Below are 20774 nucleotides of genomic sequence, written 5' to 3'. Positions count from 1 at the left end.
ATGATCCTTGGAATAACACCTGCACGGGGCGGCAGCAAGGGAATACCCAGAAAAAATATCAAAACAATTTGCGGCAAGCCTTTACTTGCCTGGACTATTGAAGCGGCCTTGAATTCGAAACTGCTGGACGATTACGTTGTTACAACAGAAGATACTGAAATTGCTCAAATAGCAGTAAAATACGGGGTAAAAGTCCTTCAACGCCCTGTTGAATTAGCTTCCGATGAAAGCACAACACTTTCAGTCCTTCAGAATGTTTTAGAACAAGTCTGGGCCGATATCGTAGTTGTGCTGCAGGCTACATCTCCGGTAAGAAATGACGATTTAATTGATAGCTGCATAAAAAGATTCCTTGACAGCGGGGCTGATTCTTTAGCAACAGGGTTTATTTGCAAGTATGTCGAATACGGTAAAAGCCTGCAAAGAAGGCAGGACATAAAAGGATTCTTCTATGATGACGGAAATATATATATCATGAATAGTACATTGATAAAAGCAGGAGAAAGATTTGGACAAAAAATTGAAAGAGTCCTTCTTGACAATGAACAAAATGTTGATATTGATGATGAATTCGGTTTCTGGCTGGCCGAGCAGGTATTATTAAAAAGAAGTAAAGGTCAACTATATTGAGCATATTAGCAATTGTAGAGTTTAAACAACAAGTTTTAAATATACTGAACCTCAATTTGCAGGAAAATATACAGTGGGTTACTACAGGACCAGAATCTTTATATACACTAGAAAGACTAGGAATACCTTGTGTTGCTTTAGAAGATTATTCGACCCCAGATGAACTTAAAAAGAATGGTCAAGACGCTCTGGATAGAGTAAATAAGATATGCAATTACATTGATAAATTATTATTGGATAACAACGAAGATATTAAGAGTTATGGACTTAAAACAGCTTTTTATTCAATAACCAACTTCTTTAATAAATTTAACCTGGTATTTACACGTATTTCTCAATTAAAGTGTTTAACAAAGAAAGAAAAGCATCAATCAATAATAGCTTTTAGTTCAACTAATGAAACGTATGATTATGATATTTGTAATTTAACCAATTCTGATTCCTTTGTTGGGGATTTATTAGAATTAGTAAACTTACCAGATACAAATATTATAATCCATAGGAATATTATTAAAACAATTAGCAGACAAAATATTCTTAGTTTAATTAAAAATCACTACAAGAAAAATATCTTAATTTATAACTTGCTCATGAATATAAGATACAAAACTGCTGTCAACAATCTAGGCAGTAAAAAATATAATATTTGTTTGTACGGCAGCAATAATGAATGGTTTAATGTTAGCAGCAATCTAACTCATCTAGGAGTAAAAGTTAAATACATTTCCAAAGAATTATTTGCCCCCAATAATTGTATAGATGATAAAATCAGTTTATTACTTCTTAATAATATGGAAAAGGAAAGTTATTTTCGCCATCTCTTCATGTGCCATGAAGTAGACACTTATCCGTTATTTAAAAAACATATCCTTCGTTTATTAGGAAATAGTGTAAAATATATATCGATCTATGAAAAGGCAAAATGTCTTTTTCAGCAAAAAAAAATTAGCGCTTTATTATGCAACGCAAAAACACTGCCTGAAGATCATATTATATGTAAAGCGGCACAGGATATGAGAATCCCTGTCTTTATTTATCAGTATGGAGAATTTGGTTCTCATTACCATTTAACTGCAGAGTTCTATGATTTGCTCACAACAGATATTTACCTTTCCTATGGCGAAAATGTTTGTAAGTTTTTACAGGAAAAAGCGAATTATTATCACACACAGTTATTAACAACGGGTTCCTCTTCTCTTGATAAATTAAAAAGAAAAAAATTTATAAAAAGACATTCTCCGCTGTCCAGGTGGGTTTCCGATATGAAAAAGAAAAGACAAACTATCTGCCTGTACGCAACTACCAACTATTTTCAAAATAACTGGTACGCGGGATATGATCCGCCTCCTTCAGATATAAAATTTTACCGCACACAATTTACCCTTTTTAATGGTTTACTAAATATAAAAGATTTGAGTTTGGTTTATAAATTGCATCCCAATCCTATATATCTTAAACCTCCTTTTTTATCTAACTTTAAAAGCGACTCATTAATTGTAATTCACAATGAATATGGTTTCAGCGATCTTTTACAATATGCGGATCTAATAGTACTTGACTGGCCAAGCACTACTTTGCTTCAATCACTGACCACCGATAAACCTGTTTTCGTGGTCATGAAGCACCTCAAATATTTTACTGAGGCAAGAACATTGCTGGAAAGGCGCGCCATCTGTTCAGATGAACCGGAACAATTGTTGAGTAATATTTCCTGTTTTTTGAGAAACAATATTTATCCCGCCGATGTGAACGACAACGCTTTTTTAAAAATGTACGGGACCTTTCTAGACGACGGCAACAGCCACAATAGAGCAGCGGCTGTTATTTTGAATAATGCCGCAAAATACAGGATGGGAGAATTTGAAACTGGCTGATGAATCTTTTCTGATCAAAAGATTTTCCTATAAGTTATTTACAAACATCGTCTCCCTGGCCATTAACCTGATCACATTCAGTATTATTCCTAGAGGACTTGGTCCAAAGGCTTTTGGGGATTTTAACTTTCTTACCGGCTTCTTTACCCAGGTTGTTAATTTTTTTGACATGGGAACTTCAATTTGCTTTTATACAAAGCTTTCCCAAAGGCAAAAAGACTCCGGCCTGGTGTCTTTTTATTTTCGGTTTGTACTAACCGTCTTTTCATTGACACTCGCTCTTGTCTATCTGACTCATTTGACTCCGGCATCTGCAAAAATCTGGCCGGATCAGAAATTTATTTTTATTTTTTTGGCGTCGTTATGGGCAGCCTTAAGCTGGGTCCTGCAGATTATTAACCAGATGAATGACGCCCACGGTTTAACCGTTACCTCTGAAAAAGCCCGGATCATACAGAAGTTTTTGGGATTGGGGATCATCTGTCTGATGTATGTTTTCGGACAGATTAATCTGTTCAATTTCTTCTGTTATCATTATTTCTTATTCTTTTTGTTAGGCGGATGCCTGATTTGGATTTCACAGCAAAAAGTATCTCCCTTAAAGTATATCCCGCATTCTTCTTTAAACAGTACAAAAGAATATCTGAAAGAGTTTTACCACTTCAGCCACCCTCTTTTTTTCTACACCTTAGCAGGTCTGGTTACCGCTTTATTTGACAGGTGGTTGTTACAGGTATACGGCGGTAGTATTCAACAGGGATTCCTGGGGCTTTCTAATCAGGTAGGAGCGTTCTGTTTTCTTTTTACAAGCGCAATGACTCCGCTTTTAACCAGAGAGTTTTCCATATCTTTTGCCAACAAAAACCTGGCGGAAATGGCCCATCTATTTCAACGCTACATTCCAGTTTTTTATTTTATTGCCGCCTTCTTTTCATGTTTTATTTCTGTCCAGGCAGGCAAGGTAACTTATTTTGTAGGCGGGACCGGTTATCAAAATGCGGTAATACCTGTAGCCATTATGGCTTTTTACCCGATCCATCAGACTTACGGACAATTAAGCGGTTCCGTTTTTTATGCCAGCGGCCAAACCAAACTCTATAGAAATATCGGAACCGTTTTTATGCTTGCAGGCATTCCAGTCACCTATTTCCTTATTGCTCCTGCGCAAAAGATGGGGTTAAACGCAGGCGCTGCCGGACTTGCCCTGAAAATGGTCCTGCTTCAGTTTTTCGCAGTTAATGTACAACTTTATTTTAATACCAGGCTGTTAAAAATTTCTTTGGGACATTTTTTTAAACACCAGCTTTTCAGCGCCGGGTGCCTGATTATACTCGCCTTAGCTGCCACCATGGCAGTAGACAGGGGTCTGGGGCTAAAAGAACATGTTATTTTGAGTTTTCTTTTATCTGGTTTTTTTTACTTCGTTGCGGTAGCTGCTGTAATTTACTTTTTTCCATATATTGCAGGCTTTAATAGACAAGATGTTCTTTACATATTAAAATATTTATTTAGAAAAGAGGAGCTATGATTAATTTAAAAGAAAAATTGAGAAAAAATGAACTAACTATCGGTTCCTGGATTACCCTGGGTCATTCTTCTATTGCCGAAATTATGTGCCAGGCAGCCTTTGACTGGCTTGTTGTTGACATGGAACATAGCGCCATTACTTTAGATCAAACGCAGGAAATCGTAAGGGCCATAGAGCTTAATGGTATTGTTCCGCTGGTGAGAGTAGGGGAAAATAACGCCAATCTAATTAAGCGGGTAATGGATGCGGGAGCACATGGTGTTATAGTACCGATGATTAGTTGCCTGGACGATGCGGTAAAAGCTGTCCAAGCTGTCAAGTACCCTCCTTATGGAACAAGAGGCATCGGACTGGCAAGGGCTCAAGGATATGGAGCCCGTTTTACAGAATACAAAAAGTGGGTAAACGAGGAGAGTATAGTAGTAGCACAAATAGAACATATAAAGGGCGTTGAAAATTTAGAAGACATCCTTAATGCAGATTTTATTGATGCTATTATAGTTGGTCCTTATGATCTTTCCGGTTCATTGGGAATCCCAGGTCAATTTGAAAATCCTATTTTTATTGATGTATTAACAAGAATAAAAAATACTACACGCAAATTAAATAAAGTTCTCGGTTATCATGAAGTATCCTCCGATCCTAATCTTCTGCTTCAGAAAATAAAAGAAGGATACAGTTTTCTCGCTTACAGCATAGATATTATGTTTCTTGGGGAATCCTGCAAAAGCGGCTTGTCCATAATTAAAGACAATCTAAAATAATTAATTGTATAGGAGTGTTGAGATGTCAGTTATCGGTATTATACCTGCAAGGATGGGCTCCTCCCGCTTTCCTGGAAAACCAATGGCCAAGATATTAGGCATGCCAATGATTGGGCACGTTTTTTTAAGAAGCAAAATGAGCCATTCTCTGGATGAACTGTATGTAGCTACTCCCGATGAGCAAATCTATAACTACATAAACTCAATAGGCGGTAAAGCCGTTATAACTTTGGATTCACATGTCAGATGTACGGATCGCATTACTGAGGCTGTTCAAAAAATCGAAATTTCCAACCAGGTTCAATATGACGTTATAGTAAATATCCAGGGCGATGAACCGATGGTACATCCTAAAATGATCGATGACGCAATAAAAGAAATCTTGGATAACGGACCTGCAGAGACTGTTAATTTGATGGCCCCACTGGCTACAATAAAGGAGCATGAAGATATCAACGAAGTAAAGGTAGTAGTCGATAAAAACAATAATGCATTGTATTTCTCAAGAGAACCGATTCCATCCAGGAAAATGGGTTCCCTCAATGTTCCTATGTTTAAACAGGTTTGTATAATCGCTTTTAAAAGAGATTTTTTATTTATGTTTTCCCGGTTAGAACCCACTCCTTTAGAAATAGCTGAATCGGTAGATATGATGCGGGCAATCGAACATGGATATAAAGTAAAAATGCTGGAAACTAGTTTTAAAACATACAGCGTTGATACATCAGATGACTTAAGCCATGTCGAAAAACTTCTGACAAACGATGACTTATTAAACAGCTATATTGGGATAAATTGAGATGATAGAGGAAGATATTCGCAAGCGTTCCGTATTTAATACTTATTTGGAATTGGTCCAGCAGGACAGTAAAATTTTCTTTCCTGATGAAAGTAAATTTATTTTTATTGAATGCCCTGGCTGCGCAAGTTTAGAGCATAAAAAGCAATTCAAAAAGTGGGGTTTTAATTATGTATTATGTTGCAATTGCAAAACCCTATTTGTAAATCCGAGGCCCAGGTTTGATTCCCTGCTGTCTTTTTACAAAGAATCACCGTCCACAAATTTTTGGGTAAATGACTTTTTTAAACCCATAGCAGAAATCCGCAGAGATAAAATTTTTAAAAAGAGAGCAGAGTATATAAATACTATCTTTCCCGAACTGCAAAACAGTATAATAGGTGACATCGGGGCCGGTTTTGGTTTGTTTTTAGAGGAACTTGCCAAGATTTGGCCATCAGCAAAATTAATTGCAATCGAACCATCCATAGAAATGGCTGAAATATGCAAGAGTAAACGTCTTAGTGTAATACCGGATGCTCTGGAAAATGTCCGTGGATGTGATAATAGATTTGACTTGCTTGCTTGTTTCGAGCTTTCTGAACATATTCATAGTCCCTCAAGTTTTTTGAAGAAGATTTGGGAGTTGTTAAAGCCAGGGGGATATTTATACTTAACGACCTTAAATGGAGAAGGATTCGATATACAGGTATTATGGGAAAACTCAAAAAGCATCGCTCCCCCTCACCATCTTAATTTTTTTAATGTCCGTTCCATAGAAATATTGTTAAGAAAAAATGGCTTCGAGGTCGTTAATGTCGATACTCCGGGAGAATTAGACTGGGATATAGTAGAAGGAATGTTTCTTAAAGAAGGAATTGATATAGGCCGTTTCTGGAGTCTCCTGGTGGATAAAGACACAGCTATAAAACAACGCCTGCAGGATTGGATAGCAAAAAGCAAGTTATCTTCACATATGAGAGTAGTAGCCAAAAAGAATATTTAAAAACATGGGGATATGTTAAACTTCCGTTCCTTTGAGAGTTATTAAGAACAGAAAAAACGAGGATTGATGTACTTTTGTATAAAGTGTTTATTTCGACATCATCATTTGCCGAATATGACCACACACCATTAGATATTTTGGAATCTTCCGGCATTTTATACCAGCTTAATCCCCAGGGAAGAAAACTTCAGTTTGATGAATGCGTCAAACTGTATAAGGGTATAGATGGCCTGATTGCAGGAACAGAAATGTTAACTTATGAAATTTTAAAAAACGCAGGTAAATTAAAAGTCATTTCCCGGTGCGGAACCGGATTGGATAATGTAGATCTGCAAGCTGCGAGAAATTTGGGCATCAAAGTTTTCAACACCCCAGATATCCCTACCCAGGCTGTCGCCGAACTTACCCTGGGTCTGATTTTAAATTTACTGAGGTTAATCTGCCGTGAAGACATGCTGGTCAAAACCGGCCGCTGGGAAAAGCACATGGGCGGCTTGCTGAGGGGTAAAACTTTGGGCGTGCTTGGGATGGGAAGAATCGGCAAGAAAGTGGTCGAGCTTTCTTCAACATTTGAAATGAAATACCTGGCCTGGGATATCTCTCCCGACCTTGATTTCGCATCCCGCTACAAAGTTGCCTTTGCGGAACTCGGGGAGGTTTTGGCTGGCTCTGACATATTAACTATTCATCTTCCTTATTTGCCAGGATTAAAAAACATCATCGGCAGTGACCAGCTCAGGCTGATGAAAAAGGAAGCTTACCTGGTTAACGCCGCCCGTGGCGGACTGGTCGATGAGGATGCTTTGGCTGAAGCTTTGAGAGAAAAGCAAATAGCCGGCGCCGCTGTTGACGTATTCGAAAACGAACCATATAGTGGGCCTTTAACCGGACTTGAAAATGCAATCCTTACTCCACACATCGGTTCATACACCAGGGAAACCCGTATAGATATGGAAGTGCAGGCTGTGCAAAATCTTTTACGCGGCCTGAAAGAATACACGTAAAGAGAGTCAGACGTGAAACTTGAATACCTTTCACATGCTCTTCAAAAAAATATTCCCGTCTACGGAAAAGGTATGGAAACAATAGATTTTCATATTTTAAGCTCCGTTAGTCATGGAGATTCAAGCAGCACTTGCAAATTTACCATGGGAAACCACTGGGGCACTCATATTGATTGTCCTGCGCACTTTTTTAAAGAAGGGAAAAGAGTATCGGAATACTCCCCGGAAACATGGATCTTTAAAAACCCGTACGTTTTGGAAATAACTCTTATGGAAAATGAAATCATTACTCCGGAATATATCGGCGCAGTGCCTAAACAAAGTGATTTAATTCTCATCAAGAGCAGTTTCGGAAACTACAGAGGGACTGATAAATACAGTTTCCACAACCCGGAATTCAGCCCGGAGACCGGATTTTTGCTGAGAAAGAAATATCCTTCCGTCAGGGCTGTAGGATTCGATTTTATTTCCGCCTCACCATATCAAAACAGGGAATTAGGCAGGGAAACCCACCGGGCCTTTCTCGGTCCCAATGGAGACGGTTCTCCAGTGCTGTTCATAGAAGACATGGATCTATCCAAAGACCTTGCAGGCCCTCACTGTGTTTATGCGGTCCCGCTTCTATTGGAAGAAGCCGATAGTTCACCGTGTACAGTGATAGGAGAGTTCAAATGATCAAGGCTGTAATCTTTGATTTTGACGGTGTTTTAGTTGAGTCCTCAGAAATAAAAACGAGGGCGTTTCAAATGTTGTTTAACGATTATCCAAACATGGTCGATAATATCGTAAAATACCACATTGACAATATGGGCGTTTCCCGCTATGTGAAATTCAGGTACATTTATACTAATTTTCTTAAGTTAGAACTGACTCCGGAAAAAGAAGCCGAGTTGGGAAGGAAGTTTTCCGAGATTGTACTGGACGAAATTATCAAAGCGCCTTTTGTTCCGGGCGTAATGGACTTTCTTGACAGCAGCAGGAAAAAATATCTTTTTTTCATTGCTTCCGGAACACCCGAGGAAGAACTGAAACAGATTGTTAACCGACGAAATATAGAAAGCTTTTTCTTAGAAGTTTTCGGAACCCCGAAAACAAAAGCAGAAATTATCAAATCAATTTTAGAAAAGCATGCGATTAATCAAAACGAAGCGGTATTCGTCGGCGATGCCGCAACCGACCAAATGGCGGCGGAAGAAACAGGAGTGCCTTTTATTGGCCGCATCACCAGTGAAAATCACACGTTATTTCAGAATTACAAATGGACAATAAAGGATTTTAATCAATTAAGTAATTTACTTACTTTAATAGAAAACTCTCAAAAAGATAATTAGACATCCATGCCGCTGAAGCGGCGCCAGCTAAAGGGATGAACCATCCATTCAAAGGGTGGTCAATACCTTAAGTGCGATTTTGAGCCTTAATTCAAAGAACGAGTGAATCATATTAGTTGAAGGGCGTCGTTGTTCACAGGTGAGCGATATTGCGGAGTGCCGCTGCAGCACCCGGTGAAGCTTCTGTCACAGGACTGCGGTGCGAAACCAGCGGCACACTTAAAGCTTCTTGAAATGACTTAGTGATGTCGGGAATTTAATGTTGGCGATATTACGATACCTGCCTTGCCGCCTTTGCAGCGCCGCTTGGTCCTGTCCGGGGCGAACCGTTGGTGTTGCCGGCACGGAGCACCTGAGCGAACCGTAACAACAACGGCTTGAGGGAGAACATGAGCACATAGGCAGTTGACCTCCCTAAAGCAGATTATATTTACAGGCGGAGTGATCTACGAAATGAAAGTTATTGTCTTTGGCGGATCAGGATTTTTAGGCAGCCACGTTGCCGACTGCTTAACCGAAAAAGGCTATCAGGTAAGTATCTTTGATTTGGAACCTTCACCTTACCTGCTTCCGGATCAAAAGATGATTATCGGAAATATTCTGGACGAGCAGGCAGTTTATGAAGCTGTTCAAGACCAGGATTACATTTTTAACTTTGCGGGCATAGCCGACCTTGACGACGCTACTACCCGGCCCATCGAAACAATAAAGCAGAATATCATGGGTTCGGCGATTCTTCTGGAAGCTTCAAGAAAACACGGCGTGAAAAGGTTCCTTTACGCCAGCACCATATACGTCTACAGTGAAAAAGGAGGATTTTACCGCTGCAGCAAACAATCCGCGGAGTTGTATATAGAAGAATATCTCAGAAAATATGGTTTGAATTATACTGTGCTGCGTTTTGGCACTCTCTATGGGCAAAGAGCAAACAACAGAAACAGCATTTACAATTATTTAAGGCAGGCTATTGAAAATAAACAAATTGTCTGCAGCGGGACGGGTAACGAAATTCGGGAATATATAAACGTCAAGGATGCGGCGCGCTTGAGCGTAATGGCTTTAGATGAAGAATACAGCAATAAGCACGTCATTATTACCGGAAGCAATTCTATGCAGTTCAAGGATATGCTGAGCATGATCAATGAAATTTTAGGCAATAAGATTTCTATCGAATTTAACGGAATGGAGAATAACAACCATTATAATATTACTCCGTATTCATTTGTACCCAAAGCCGGATATAAACTGGTAGGCCAGTATCATGTAGATATGGGGCAAGGGTTGTTGGAATGTATTAGTGAAATTTATAAGAGTATCAAATAAATGGTAAAATGCAATTAAAAATAATTGTTTTCCATGCAAGGGACATTTTCAAAATAAAAAAATCTTTTGGTGAAAAAAATTTCAGCTGGATTTACCTGGGTAAAAAAACAAAACAACTGGAAAGAATCAATTATTGGCTTGGAGCCGAGAAATCTTTTTTTCTGGACGATCTTCTTCAAAAGAAGGCTTACGAAAACAGGCAAACATTTCTGGATTTTATTTCTAATTTAGGTTTTCACCAAAATAATCAGCTTTCCTGGTGGGCATCAAATATATCATATAGAAACCCCTTGACCAACGACTTATATCTGTTGTTCTGCTATGAATGCATATTTAAAGAAATCCTATCCGGGGAAAAGCCAAACAATACTTCATTCATTATTTTTATTGTCGAAGATCAGTGGTTATATAAACACTTATTTGAAAAGTACAGGGATGCTGCAGAGTTTTCAGGCAGAAAAAGCGTTCTGCCTGAATTGATCAAGCTGATGGCCAGAGGCTTCTTTTCAAGAGCCTATTTTTTTTTAACAGCCACTTTCAAATGTCTTATTAATACCTTTTGTTTGTCCGATAAAAATACTGTTGAAGGAAATCATTTTATTATTTCATGGATAGAAGACAGTTTTTTTAATGATCAGAAATATGATAATAAATATTTTAACAAAATAGAAGAAGTGTTTAATGATGAGAGAATTAAGTTTTCTTATATAACTACCTTATCTGTTTCCAGGAAATTAAAATCATTATGCAAAAAACATGGCGTAAATATCTTTCTGGATAACTATATCAATCTGATCAGCGTCGCCAGGGCAGCCTTTTCCACATTCAGAATCAGCAAGTCAAACGGGGAGTTCTTTTCATATAAGACACTGCTGAACAGAGAGGAAGTTTATGAATTTTCGAAGAGTTCCTTCTTGCTGAACCTTCTTTATTATTATGCGTTTAATAATTTATTAAGCCGTTTTACCAGCAAACAGATAAAAATTATTTATCTGTTTGAAAATCAACCCTGGGAAAAAATGCTCTGCCTGGCGGTAAAAGGCAAAAGGGCTGGCGCTGAGCTAATAGGTTATCAACATTCTACAGTTCCCACTCTATTATTAAATTATTTCCTGGGGAAACGTGAAGAGGAGATAATTCCAAAGCCAAATATTCTTGTAACCAACAGTGATTATAATTTGGATCTTCTAAAGAACTCGGGTTACGGCAAATTGCCTATGCATAACGGCGGCGCCTTAAGGTATGAATACCTCTTTCACATTAAAAGAAAAAGCGATTCTGAAATAAATGCGGTTAAAAAAGTATTAATCGCCCTGCCTTCCTCAGTTGAGCTTACAAAAGAGATGATAACCGTATTGCTTACATCTTTCAGCAGCTTAAACGGTAATATCCGGTTCATTGTAAAATTTCACCCTGACATTCAAATGAATTCTTTTAAATTAGGTGTATTGCCGGAACATATCAGTGTCGCCAGAGAAAAAATATCCCACTATCTACCGGAAATCAGCCTGGCAGTTTATTCTTCATCAACTGTTGGTTTGGAAGCCCTGCTGGCAGGCGTGCCGGTTATCAAATACTATTCGGAGCATTTGCTCGACCTGGATCCTTTGGATGCAGTCAGTGATCTTCCTGTATTAAAATGTTCCGGAAAAAATATTCGTGACCAAATATTACTAGCTCTTGGTAAGAATTACTCTTTTGCAGAAACAGAAATAGATCTGAAAAGATATTTCGCCCCAATTGATGTTGAAACATGGAAAAACATTTTAACAACAAAAAAAGCAAGTTAAGCAGGTGGTTGCAAAATGAAAAAAATGAAAAAAATTAAAAAAGTCCTTTTATTTATCCCGCCTGCATTTACATTTAAGGATAATATAGACATAAACCCGCTGCCGCCCCTGGGGCTTGCTTATTTAGGCGCTGTTCTTGAGGGAAACGGAATCCAGACTAAGATTGTAGACTGCCTGGTGGAAGGATGGGAAAAAAGGGCTGAGATTGGAAAAGACACAATCAGAATCGGCCTGCCTTTTGAAGAAATTGAGGAAATCATCAGGCAGTATGATCCCGACCTTGTTGGGGTTAATGTTCTTTTTACAAAACAACGGGAAAATGCACATAAAATTTTCAGTCTGGCCAAAAAGGTTAATAAAAATATTGTTACAGTTGCCGGAGGGGCACACGCAACTGTTCTGCCGGAGATGGTCTTAGCCGATCAAAATGTAGATTATGCAGTCATCGGCGAAGGAGAAAATACGCTGATCGACTTAATTAATGTGCTGGAGGGTAAGAGCGACAGGTCTGTTCTTGACGGGATCGGGTTTAAAGACCAGAACACGATTAGGATTCTGCCCAAAACAAAGTTCATCTCCGATTTGGACGGACTTCCTTTTCCAGCAAGGCATCTGCTAAACATGGAAAAGTATTTTGGTTTAGCAGCGTCGCATGGAACCAGAAGAAAAGAGCGTTTTTCACCGATCATTACTTCCAGGGGATGTCCTGCAAAATGTACTTTTTGTTCAGCGAAGCAGGTCTGGGGGAAGAAATACAGGTGCCGGTCGGCAGAAAATGTAATCGCCGAAATGAAACAGATTAAAAGCACCTATGCAATTGAAGAATTATTATTTGAAGATGATAACTTTAACTTAAATGTTGGAAGAACTGAAAAAATACTTGATTTAATGATCCAGGAAAAATTAAATTTCGTTTGGGACACGCCAAATGGTGTTTCCGCTTATTCCTTAAATGAAAATATTATCTATAAAATGAAAAGAAGTGGGTGCTATAAATTAAATCTGCCCATAGAAACAGGCAATCAATACGTTATGGACAATATCATTAAAAAGCCTGTAAAATTACATAGAATAAAACCACTTGTGGATTACGCCAGAAGTATTCAGCTTGATGTAGGGATGTTTTTAGTTATGGGAATGCCCGGAGAAAAAGAGGAACAAATCTGGGACAGTTTTCGTTTAGCCAGGGATTTGAAAATTTATTCTCCCCATATATCAATTGCAACACCATACCCGGGGTCCGAACTTTATGATATCTGTGTTCAAAAAAAATATTTGCCGGATAATTTTTCCTTAGACGATTTATATATCAGGAGTTTTTGTATTGCAACAGAAGACTGGGATGGCAAAAAGCTAAAAGAAATTTATAATAAGGGAAAGAGATATTTAATAATCTCTTTCTTTAAAGATCAGCCTTTCAAGTTTATTTTAAAAGGAATTCAAAAGCTGATTAATATTTGTGTTTCTTACCCGAAATCTATATTTAGAAATGCTTAGATACGGCACAGAACAAATCTGCTCCGGAAAGGAATATAGATGATAAAGGTATCTCAGGGATGCCTTGGCAAAGAAGAACTTGCCCAGGTAGAGGACGCTTTTGGTTACGGTTACTTCGGCATGGCTTCCAAAGTTGTCGAGTTTGAAGAAAAGTTGGCCGCTTATTTGGGCGGCGGGCAGGCAGCGGCTGTAAATAGCGGCACTTCCGCGCTTCATCTGGCTTTGGATGCTCTGGGATTGGGCCCGGGGGACGAGGTGATTGTCCCGTCGTTGACTTTTGTGGCCTCCTTTCAGGCCGTTTCAGCCACAGGAGCAAGGCCGGTGGCCTGTGAAGTCAGCGGGGATACACTGCTGATCGATCTTGATGACGTCAGGAATAGGATAACCGGCAGAACAAAAGCCATTATGCCGGTGCACTACGGCGGAAATCCCTGTGACATGGATTCTTTGTTAAAAATCGGCGAGGAATATAACCTGAAAATTGTAGAAGACGCCGCTCACGCCTTCGGTTCTTTTTATAAGGGTAAAAAAATCGGCAGTTTCGGCGATCTTACCTGCTTCAGCTTTGATTCGATTAAGAATATAACCTGCGGTGAAGGCGGGGCAATTGTCAGCCGGGACAATGACTTGATGGAATTAATCAAACAAAAAAGACTGCTTGGGATGGATCGCAAGACACACGTTTCTGACTGGAGAGAAAGAAGCTGGTTTTACGAAGTAAGAACACAGGGCTTTCGTTATCATATGAGTAATATTAACGCCGCCATCGGCCTCGCGCAGCTTGGAAAGGCTGACGCTTTTGCAGCCAGGAGAAGGCAGATCTGCTTAGAGTACGATGCTGCTTTTCAAAGCCTTCCCCTGATCAGATGTTTAAATGTAAATTATACTGATGTATTCCCTCATATTTATGTTATTCTTGTTCAAAACGGCCAGCGCAATAATCTGATGTCTTTTCTCAAAGAAAGGGACATAGAAACCGCTATAAACTATATTCCCAATCACTTTCACTCTTTTTACAAAGAAGAAAAGACGTTTTTGCCTGTGACGGAAAAGGTCTTTGAGGAAATCCTGACTTTACCCCTGCATTGCAGGCTGTCCGACGAAGATGTTGAAAAAGTAATCGAGGGGGTAAAGTCATGGGCAAGTATAACAACGGAGTAAAAGCCATGAAAACTAAAGCAGTTATTTTATGCGGCGGGCTGGGCACAAGATTAAAAGAGGAAACTGAATACAGGCCAAAACCGATGGTACAGATAGGCAACAGGCCAATCCTCTGGCATATCATGAAAATATATGCCAGCTGCGGATTTTCTGATTTTATACTCTGCCTGGGGTACAAGGGTGAAATGATCAAAGATTATTTTTATAACTATGAAATACTGAATAATGATTTCACCATCAAGTTCGGCGCCCAGAAATCTATTACCATGCACAATGATCTGGGTGAAAACAACTGGAGCGTCACCCTTGTGGATACAGGCAAGAGTTCTTTAAAAGGCGCCCGCTTAAAAAAGATTGAAAAATATATTGACAGTGATGTCTTTATGGTCACTTACGGTGACGGCATAGGAAATGTCGATCTTAAGAAATTATTGTCTTTTCACCTGCAGCATGGCCGGACGGGCACGGTTACAGGCGTAAGGCCGCCGTCCTTATTTGGGGAACTGGTCGTGGAAGAAAACAGGGCAACTCTCTTTTCTGAGAAACCGCAGACTTCAGCCGGTCTGATCAACGGGGGTTTTTTTGTTTTTAATAAAAATCTTTTTAATTACTTGAATGAAGACGACAGCTGTGATTTTGAAAAAGGCCCCCTGGAAGAAATGGCTGCGCAAGGAGAGCTGATGGTCTATATGCATGACGGCTCATGGGCTTGCATGGATACATACAGGGACGTCGAATATCTGAACAAACTCTGGAAGAGCGAAAAAGCCTTCTGGAAGACATGGTAAAAAGGACCGGAAGTATTTGCATGAATACACTGAATGACAGGTGGAGCCGCAAAAACGTATTTATAACCGGATGCACAGGCCTGTTGGGAGCCTGGCTGGCTAAAGAGTTGGTCAACCGGGGAGCCAGCGTTGTCGGGTTGGTCAGGGACGATGTGCCCAAAGCCAATTTTTTCAGTTTGGGCCTGGACAAGCTGATTGTTTCCGTGCATGGAGAAATTGAAAATTACCTGCTGTTGGAAAGGGTTCTCAACGAATATGAGATAGAGACAGTTTTTCACCTGGCTGCCCAGACCATTGTCACCATCGCCAACAACAACCCGGTATCAACCTTTAAGGCTAATATTGAAGGAACTTGGAACCTGCTGGAGGCCTGCCGCAAAAATCACAATGTAAATAGGATCATCGTTGCCTCCAGTGATAAGGCTTACGGAGACCAGGATGTATTGCCGTATAGTGAAGAAATGCCTCTTCAGGGCTCGCATCCCTATGATGTATCAAAAAGCTGCGCCGACATGATCGCACACAGCTACTTCAATACATACGGACTGCCCGTCTGCGTGACAAGGTGCGGCAACTTCTACGGCGGGGGTGACCTGAATTTCAACCGTATCGTCCCGGGCACAATCCGTTCGGTTTTTTTTAACGAAAAGCCGGTAATCCGCAGCGACGGCAGTTATGTAAGGGACTACCTGTATATTTTGGATGCGGTTGACGCCTATCTTTGTCTGGCTGAAAAGATGGACCAACACCCGCTGCACGGCGAGGCATTCAACTTCAGCAATGAAATTCAACTGACTGTCCTGGAACTGACCAATAAAATCCTTGAGCTTATGGGAAGGCAGGATCTAAAACCGGTAGTTTTGGGAGAAGCGGGCAGTGAGATTAAAAAGCAATTTCTTTCAACGGAAAAGACCAGAAGAATCCTGGGCTGGAGCCCCCGGCGCAGCATTGAAAAGGGCCTCCAAGAAACCATAAGCTGGTATACGGAATTTTTTAAATACGGAAAGGCAAACCGATGATTGAGGGAGTACAAGTAATACCGCTAAGAAAGATACCTGATGAACGCGGCGCTGTAATGCATATGCTGCGCGCCGACGATCCCCACTTCGAGCAGTTCGGGGAAATTTACTTTTCCGTCGTCTACCCGTGGGCGATTAAAGCCTGGCACCTGCATAAGAAAATGACGCTGAATTATGCCGTGGTTTCCGGTATGATTAAGCTCGTGCTTTATGATTCGAGGGAAAATTCGGTAACAAAAGGGTCTGTACAGGAGTTGTTTGTTGGTGAAGACAACTATGTACTTGTTAAAATACCGCCTTTAATCTACAACGGATTTAAGGGTATAGGCATAAAACAGGCTATTGTAGCCAATTGCGCTTCACATCCCCATGATCCCGGTGAAATATTAAGGATTAGTCCCTTTGCAAAGGAAATACCCTATGATTGGAATATCCGCCACGGCTAATTCCGAATGGGCTTTAAAATTCCTCTATGCAAGCTATTTTCAAAGTAGTGATCAGTTAGGGCAGGTGTAAAGCCGGTATGCCAAAAGTCAGCATCATAATGAACTGCCATAATTGCGGTGACTATCTGCAGGAAGCGCTGGACAGCGTTTCCCGGCAGACATTTAGAGATTACGAAATAATTTTTTGGGATAACCAGTCAACCGACAACAGTGCTCAAATCGCGAAGAGCTTCGGCGCCCCGCTTCGTTATTTCCGCGGTGAAAGTTTTCTGCCGCTTGGCGAGGCCAGAAATAAGGCTATCGGGGAAGCGCAGGGCAAATATATTGCGCTGCTTGACTGTGATGACGTCTGGCTGCCGGAAAAGCTCGAAAAGCAGATTTTTTTCCTGGAAAACAACCCGGAAATCGACCTCGTTTTTTCCGATTGCTATATCAGCAGCGACAGTACTCCAAAAGGCGCCACCTTTTTTGACGAATATAAACCGTTTCAAGAAAATATTTTTTTCAACCTGTTAACCAGATATAATTTCATACCCTGCCTGACCGCTGTTTTAAAAAAAGACAAATATGACCTGATCGGCGGTTTTGATTCATCGCTGACCATTGCCGAAGAATATGATCTGTTTTTGAGATTTACGCACAAGTACAAAGCTTTCTGCTTAGCCAATCCTCTGGCTGTTTATAGGAAACATCAGAACTGTTTTACCTTTACCCACTGGGAAAAGGACATTGAAGAAAAGCTATACGTTATAGAAAAAAATATCAGGCTTTTAGAAGGTGTTTCAAAAGAAGAAGCCGGCCAGTTTAAAAATAAGGTCTGCATGCTCTTTTTAAGCAATTTAAATATACTTTTAAAGCGCTTCAGATTTAAACAGGCAATCAAGTATTCCTGCAGTTACGCTAAAAAATATAGGCAGCTCTTAAACCACATTAATTATCTTGCAAGAAAAAGATTATCCTAAAAAACAAGGCCGGGGTAATTTTGAAGCGTCTTTTATATATTTCGGCCAGGGCTGATTTTGGCGGCGGCCCTGAACACATGTTTACATTAATCAAGGGTTTCAACAAGTATTTTGAAATCTATACGGCATGCCCGCGTTCTTTTCCCTACTGGGGACTTTATGAATCAATCATAGGACCGGGCAGATTGTTCGAAATTCCCCACCGGAAATTCTCGCTGAAAAGTTTTTTACAGCTGGTTTCCTTGCTGCGTTCACGAGATATGAATATTGTTCATTCGCACGGAAAAGGGGCAGGTATTTACGCAAGGTTATTAAAAATATTTAAAAATGATCTTAGAGTTGTCCACACCTTTCACGGACTGCATTATGAAGAAAAAAAGCTGTCTAATTTCATTCAATTGAAAGCAGAAAGGCTCTTAACAGGTTTTACGGACAAATTTATCTGCGTATCAAGGGCAGAGTTGGCTGAAGCCGTTAAATTGGGTATTTGCAGACCGCAAAAAAGCTCGCTTGTTTTCAATGGTATCGAAAGCCCTGATTTATCGGGTTTTGAAGACAACAGCTTTAAGGAAGCAGCAGGTAATTCCTTTGTTGTTTTACATATTTCACGTTTTGACAGCGCAAAGAACAGCAGCCTGGTATTGAAAATAGCGGAAGCAATAAAAAGACGGGATTCAGGGGTTATCTTCGCTATTGTAGGAGATGGACCTGAAAGATCGGCTCTTGAAAGAGAAGCCCAGAACAGAAATTTATCCAACATATATTTTTTAGGGCCTAAATTAGAAGCGGTAAAACTCTTCAAGTACGCCCATGTTTATCTGTCAACTTCGCTAAAAGAAGGCCTGCCTTTAACTTTAATTGAATCTGCGGCGGCGGGCGTTCCTATAATAGCCACAGATACAGCCGGGAATAACGAAGTGGTAACGGATGGCTCAAACGGTTTTCTTTATCCTTTAAGCAATCCCGAAACAGCAGTCCGGTATATTTTGGATCTGAAAAATAATCCGGCAAAATCACAAACACTTGGCACAAACGGCAAAAAAATATATGAGGAGAGATTTCAAACTGATCAGATGCTGGGCGAACTCCTTAAAGTTTATGAATGAAAAGCAGGTCAGCGGCTTATGAAAACTGCTCTTGTTCACGACTGGTTAGTTACAATAGCAGGCGCCGAGAAGTGCCTGAAAATTTTTCACGGGCTTTTCCCCGAAGCCCCGCTTTATACTCTGGTTTATAACCCTGAAAGCGCTCAGGAACTAGGCTTTGACCACAACCGGGTACATGCTTCTTTTTTGCAGCGTTTCCCCAGAGCGCAGAAATGGTATCGGAAGTACCTTCCTCTTTATCCGTTAGCCTTTGAACAGTTTGACCTTAAGGATTACGATCTGATTCTGTCCAGCAGCCATGCCGCCGCCAAGGGCGTTCTTACCCGGGCAGGTCAGATGCATATCTGCTATTGCCACACGCCCATGCGCTATGCCTGGGATCTGACCCATGAATACCTGAAGGATCACGGTTTGGACAGGGGGGTAAAGGGCACGGCCGCCCGCTTTTTCCTCCACTACCTTCGTCAGTGGGATTCTCTTACGGCAAACAGGGTGGATTTTTTCATCGCCAATTCGCAATATACAGCCAGAAGAATCTGGCGCGTTTACCGGAGAAAAGCGGATGTTATTTACCCGCCTGTGGAAACAAACTGGCCCGTATGTAAGAAAGAGGATTTCTTTCTATTTGTTTCAAGACTTGTGCCCTATAAGCGCGCAGACCTTGTTGTAACTTCTTTCACGGAACTCGGCCTGCCCCTGGTTGTAATTGGGGACGGGCCCCAGTTAAAAAAATGTGTCCAGGCGGCGGGGGAAAATATCAGGTTTTTAGGCTACCAGGAAAACAATATTGTGAAAGAGATGATGTCCAAAGCGCGGGCGCTGGTTTTTGCCGCCGAAGAGGATTTTGGAATAGTTCCTGTCGAGGCGCAAGCCTGCGGCACGCCTGTTATTGCTTATGGCAAAGGCGGCGTGTTAGAAACCGTTGTACCGGCTTGCGATAATAACTGGTTCCAGGCAACCGGAGTTTTTTTCAGGGAGCAGTCTGTAAGTTCCTTAAACGAAGCCATCCGGAGTTTCCTGCGAATAGAGGATAAGTTCAAATTGGAAGCGCTTAAAAACAATGCTGATTTGTTTAACAGTGAAAGGTTTAAAACACAGATAAATAACTTTATAACAGAAAAATATACAGGGAAAAAGGAAGAGCAAGATGGATAAGCTAAAAGATATGTTTATCTCATATAAAAAAGAGGGATTATTTAATATAAGGTTTTTAATCCTCTGGTTTATGGTTGCCGTATACCCCCTGGTTGTAATACCAAACCCATTCTATATCAGTTTTCCGGGAGGGGTTGTGCCGCCAAATTATTTCTATGCCCCGAGATATGTGATTTTGGTTATTATCTCCATTATAGCTTTAATAATATTAATTAAGGATAGAACGACAATAAACCACCCGGTTTTCATACCGCTGTCCTTGTTTGTTGTTTTGATTATTATTTCATCATTTCTTGCGCCTGTGCAGGTAACAGCCTGGATAGGCAGCCCTTACAGGTATACAGGCGCCAGCACTATTTTTTGCTGCATAATACTATTTATTTTAGCCAGTACCTGCAGTAAAGATAAGCTGCCAATAATCTTAAGCTCATTAATTTTTACCGCTGCAGTTGTATCTGTTATTGCCCTCCTTCAATATACCGGAATTAATCTAGTTCCGCACGATTTTGTTAAAAAGGATTTAATCAGCTATGGTACCATGCCCCATCCAAATTTTCTGGGCACATATATGGTATTCACTCTGCCGGGTTCTATTTTGCTTTATTTTCAAAA

20 protein-coding genes are annotated in these 20774 nt (G+C 40.3%); all 20 read left to right on the top strand.

Translation table 11 applies throughout. The features are described 5' to 3' along the window. On the top strand, nt 1–630 hold the full coding sequence (locus DEH07_03820) for an acylneuraminate cytidylyltransferase family protein (GenBank protein HBY03664.1): 630 nt from the start codon (nt 1–3) through the stop codon (nt 628–630). Next, a complete protein-coding gene (locus DEH07_03815; protein ID HBY03663.1) occupies nt 627–2504 on the top strand; it encodes a hypothetical protein in 1878 nt (625 codons plus the stop codon). Before DEH07_03820 ends, DEH07_03815 begins: the two co-directional genes overlap by 4 nt. Continuing rightward, nucleotides 2464–4032: a hypothetical protein gene (locus DEH07_03810; protein ID HBY03662.1), complete on the top strand. Its 1569-nt coding sequence runs from the start codon at nt 2464–2466 to the stop codon at nt 4030–4032. The genes DEH07_03815 and DEH07_03810 overlap by 41 nt, the downstream gene beginning before the upstream one ends. Continuing rightward, a complete protein-coding gene (locus tag DEH07_03805; protein ID HBY03661.1) occupies nt 4029–4796 on the top strand; it encodes a 2,4-dihydroxyhept-2-ene-1,7-dioic acid aldolase in 768 nt (255 codons plus the stop codon). The genes DEH07_03810 and DEH07_03805 overlap by 4 nt, the downstream gene beginning before the upstream one ends. Before the next feature lie 22 nt (nt 4797–4818). Continuing rightward, entirely contained in the window at nt 4819–5595 is a 777-nt protein-coding gene (gene kdsB / locus DEH07_03800; protein ID HBY03660.1) for a 3-deoxy-manno-octulosonate cytidylyltransferase, read from the top strand. A 1-nt stretch (nt 5596) separates the two neighbouring features. Further along, nucleotides 5597–6580, top strand: coding sequence for an SAM-dependent methyltransferase (locus tag DEH07_03795; protein HBY03659.1), 984 nt, complete (start codon nt 5597–5599; stop codon nt 6578–6580). A 74-nt stretch (nt 6581–6654) separates the two neighbouring features. Further along, complete coding sequence (locus tag DEH07_03790; GenBank protein HBY03658.1) at nt 6655–7584, top strand: hypothetical protein; 930 nt, start codon at nt 6655–6657, stop codon at nt 7582–7584. Between the two features lie 12 nt (nt 7585–7596). Further along, nucleotides 7597–8259 carry a hypothetical protein gene (locus DEH07_03785; protein ID HBY03657.1) on the top strand — a complete coding sequence of 221 codons (663 nt, stop codon included), beginning with the start codon at nt 7597–7599 and terminating at the stop codon, nt 8257–8259. Next, entirely contained in the window at nt 8256–8915 is a 660-nt protein-coding gene (locus DEH07_03780; GenBank protein HBY03656.1) for an HAD family hydrolase, read from the top strand. Before DEH07_03785 ends, DEH07_03780 begins: the two co-directional genes overlap by 4 nt. A 453-nt stretch (nt 8916–9368) precedes the next feature. Next, nucleotides 9369–10238 carry an NAD-dependent epimerase gene (locus tag DEH07_03775; protein ID HBY03655.1) on the top strand — a complete coding sequence of 290 codons (870 nt, stop codon included), beginning with the start codon at nt 9369–9371 and terminating at the stop codon, nt 10236–10238. An 8-nt stretch (nt 10239–10246) separates the two neighbouring features. Next, nucleotides 10247–12028: a hypothetical protein gene (locus DEH07_03770; GenBank protein ID HBY03654.1), complete on the top strand. Its 1782-nt coding sequence runs from the start codon at nt 10247–10249 to the stop codon at nt 12026–12028. A 15-nt stretch (nt 12029–12043) separates the two neighbouring features. Then, nucleotides 12044–13525: a hypothetical protein gene (locus DEH07_03765; protein HBY03653.1), complete on the top strand. Its 1482-nt coding sequence runs from the start codon at nt 12044–12046 to the stop codon at nt 13523–13525. A gap of 39 nt (nt 13526–13564) precedes the next feature. After that, entirely contained in the window at nt 13565–14686 is a 1122-nt protein-coding gene (locus DEH07_03760) for an aminotransferase (GenBank protein HBY03652.1), read from the top strand. 5 nt (nt 14687–14691) lie between these two features. Beyond that, on the top strand, nt 14692–15474 hold the full coding sequence (rfbF, locus tag DEH07_03755) for a glucose-1-phosphate cytidylyltransferase (protein HBY03651.1): 783 nt from the start codon (nt 14692–14694) through the stop codon (nt 15472–15474). Nucleotides 15475–15494: 20 nt separating this feature from the next. Then, entirely contained in the window at nt 15495–16493 is a 999-nt protein-coding gene (locus DEH07_03750; GenBank protein HBY03650.1) for a sugar dehydratase, read from the top strand. Beyond that, on the top strand, nt 16490–16939 hold the full coding sequence (locus DEH07_03745; GenBank protein ID HBY03649.1) for a dTDP-4-dehydrorhamnose 3,5-epimerase: 450 nt from the start codon (nt 16490–16492) through the stop codon (nt 16937–16939). Before DEH07_03750 ends, DEH07_03745 begins: the two co-directional genes overlap by 4 nt. Before the next feature lie 77 nt (nt 16940–17016). Next, nucleotides 17017–17901: a glycosyl transferase family 2 gene (locus tag DEH07_03740; protein HBY03648.1), complete on the top strand. Its 885-nt coding sequence runs from the start codon at nt 17017–17019 to the stop codon at nt 17899–17901. Between the two features lie 20 nt (nt 17902–17921). Continuing rightward, nucleotides 17922–19007 carry a hypothetical protein gene (locus DEH07_03735; GenBank protein HBY03647.1) on the top strand — a complete coding sequence of 362 codons (1086 nt, stop codon included), beginning with the start codon at nt 17922–17924 and terminating at the stop codon, nt 19005–19007. A gap of 18 nt (nt 19008–19025) precedes the next feature. Then, complete coding sequence (locus DEH07_03730) at nt 19026–20162, top strand: glycosyl transferase (protein HBY03646.1); 1137 nt, start codon at nt 19026–19028, stop codon at nt 20160–20162. Beyond that, nucleotides 20155–20774, top strand: a 620-nt coding sequence (locus DEH07_03725; protein HBY03645.1) for a polymerase, incomplete at its 3' end; no start/stop codon positions are given. The genes DEH07_03730 and DEH07_03725, both read left to right, overlap by 8 nt.

It is taken from the genome of Desulfotomaculum sp. (assembly GCA_003513005.1).
Taxonomy (GTDB): Bacteria; Bacillota; Desulfotomaculia; order Desulfotomaculales; family Nap2-2B; genus 46-80.
This window is presented reverse-complemented; position numbering and strand designations above follow the sequence as displayed.

Excerpts from the sequence above, each read along its gene's own strand:
- DEH07_03820 (HBY03664.1), top strand. The coding sequence starts at position 1 with ATGATCCTTGGAATAACACCTGCACGGGGCGGCAGCAAGGGAATACCC.
- DEH07_03810 (HBY03662.1), top strand. The coding sequence starts at position 2,464 with ATGCCGCAAAATACAGGATGGGAGAATTTGAAACTGGCTGATGAATCT.
- DEH07_03805 (HBY03661.1), top strand. The coding sequence starts at position 4,029 with ATGATTAATTTAAAAGAAAAATTGAGAAAAAATGAACTAACTATCGGT.
- kdsB (HBY03660.1), top strand. The coding sequence starts at position 4,819 with ATGTCAGTTATCGGTATTATACCTGCAAGGATGGGCTCCTCCCGCTTT.
- DEH07_03795 (HBY03659.1), top strand. The coding sequence starts at position 5,597 with ATGATAGAGGAAGATATTCGCAAGCGTTCCGTATTTAATACTTATTTG.
- DEH07_03780 (HBY03656.1), top strand. The coding sequence starts at position 8,256 with ATGATCAAGGCTGTAATCTTTGATTTTGACGGTGTTTTAGTTGAGTCC.
- DEH07_03775 (HBY03655.1), top strand. The coding sequence starts at position 9,369 with ATGAAAGTTATTGTCTTTGGCGGATCAGGATTTTTAGGCAGCCACGTT.
- DEH07_03770 (HBY03654.1), top strand. The coding sequence starts at position 10,247 with ATGCAATTAAAAATAATTGTTTTCCATGCAAGGGACATTTTCAAAATA.
- DEH07_03765 (HBY03653.1), top strand. The coding sequence starts at position 12,044 with ATGAAAAAAATGAAAAAAATTAAAAAAGTCCTTTTATTTATCCCGCCT.
- DEH07_03760 (HBY03652.1), top strand. The coding sequence starts at position 13,565 with ATGATAAAGGTATCTCAGGGATGCCTTGGCAAAGAAGAACTTGCCCAG.
- rfbF (HBY03651.1), top strand. The coding sequence starts at position 14,692 with ATGAAAACTAAAGCAGTTATTTTATGCGGCGGGCTGGGCACAAGATTA.
- DEH07_03750 (HBY03650.1), top strand. The coding sequence starts at position 15,495 with ATGAATACACTGAATGACAGGTGGAGCCGCAAAAACGTATTTATAACC.
- DEH07_03745 (HBY03649.1), top strand. The coding sequence starts at position 16,490 with ATGATTGAGGGAGTACAAGTAATACCGCTAAGAAAGATACCTGATGAA.
- DEH07_03740 (HBY03648.1), top strand. The coding sequence starts at position 17,017 with ATGCCAAAAGTCAGCATCATAATGAACTGCCATAATTGCGGTGACTAT.
- DEH07_03730 (HBY03646.1), top strand. The coding sequence starts at position 19,026 with ATGAAAACTGCTCTTGTTCACGACTGGTTAGTTACAATAGCAGGCGCC.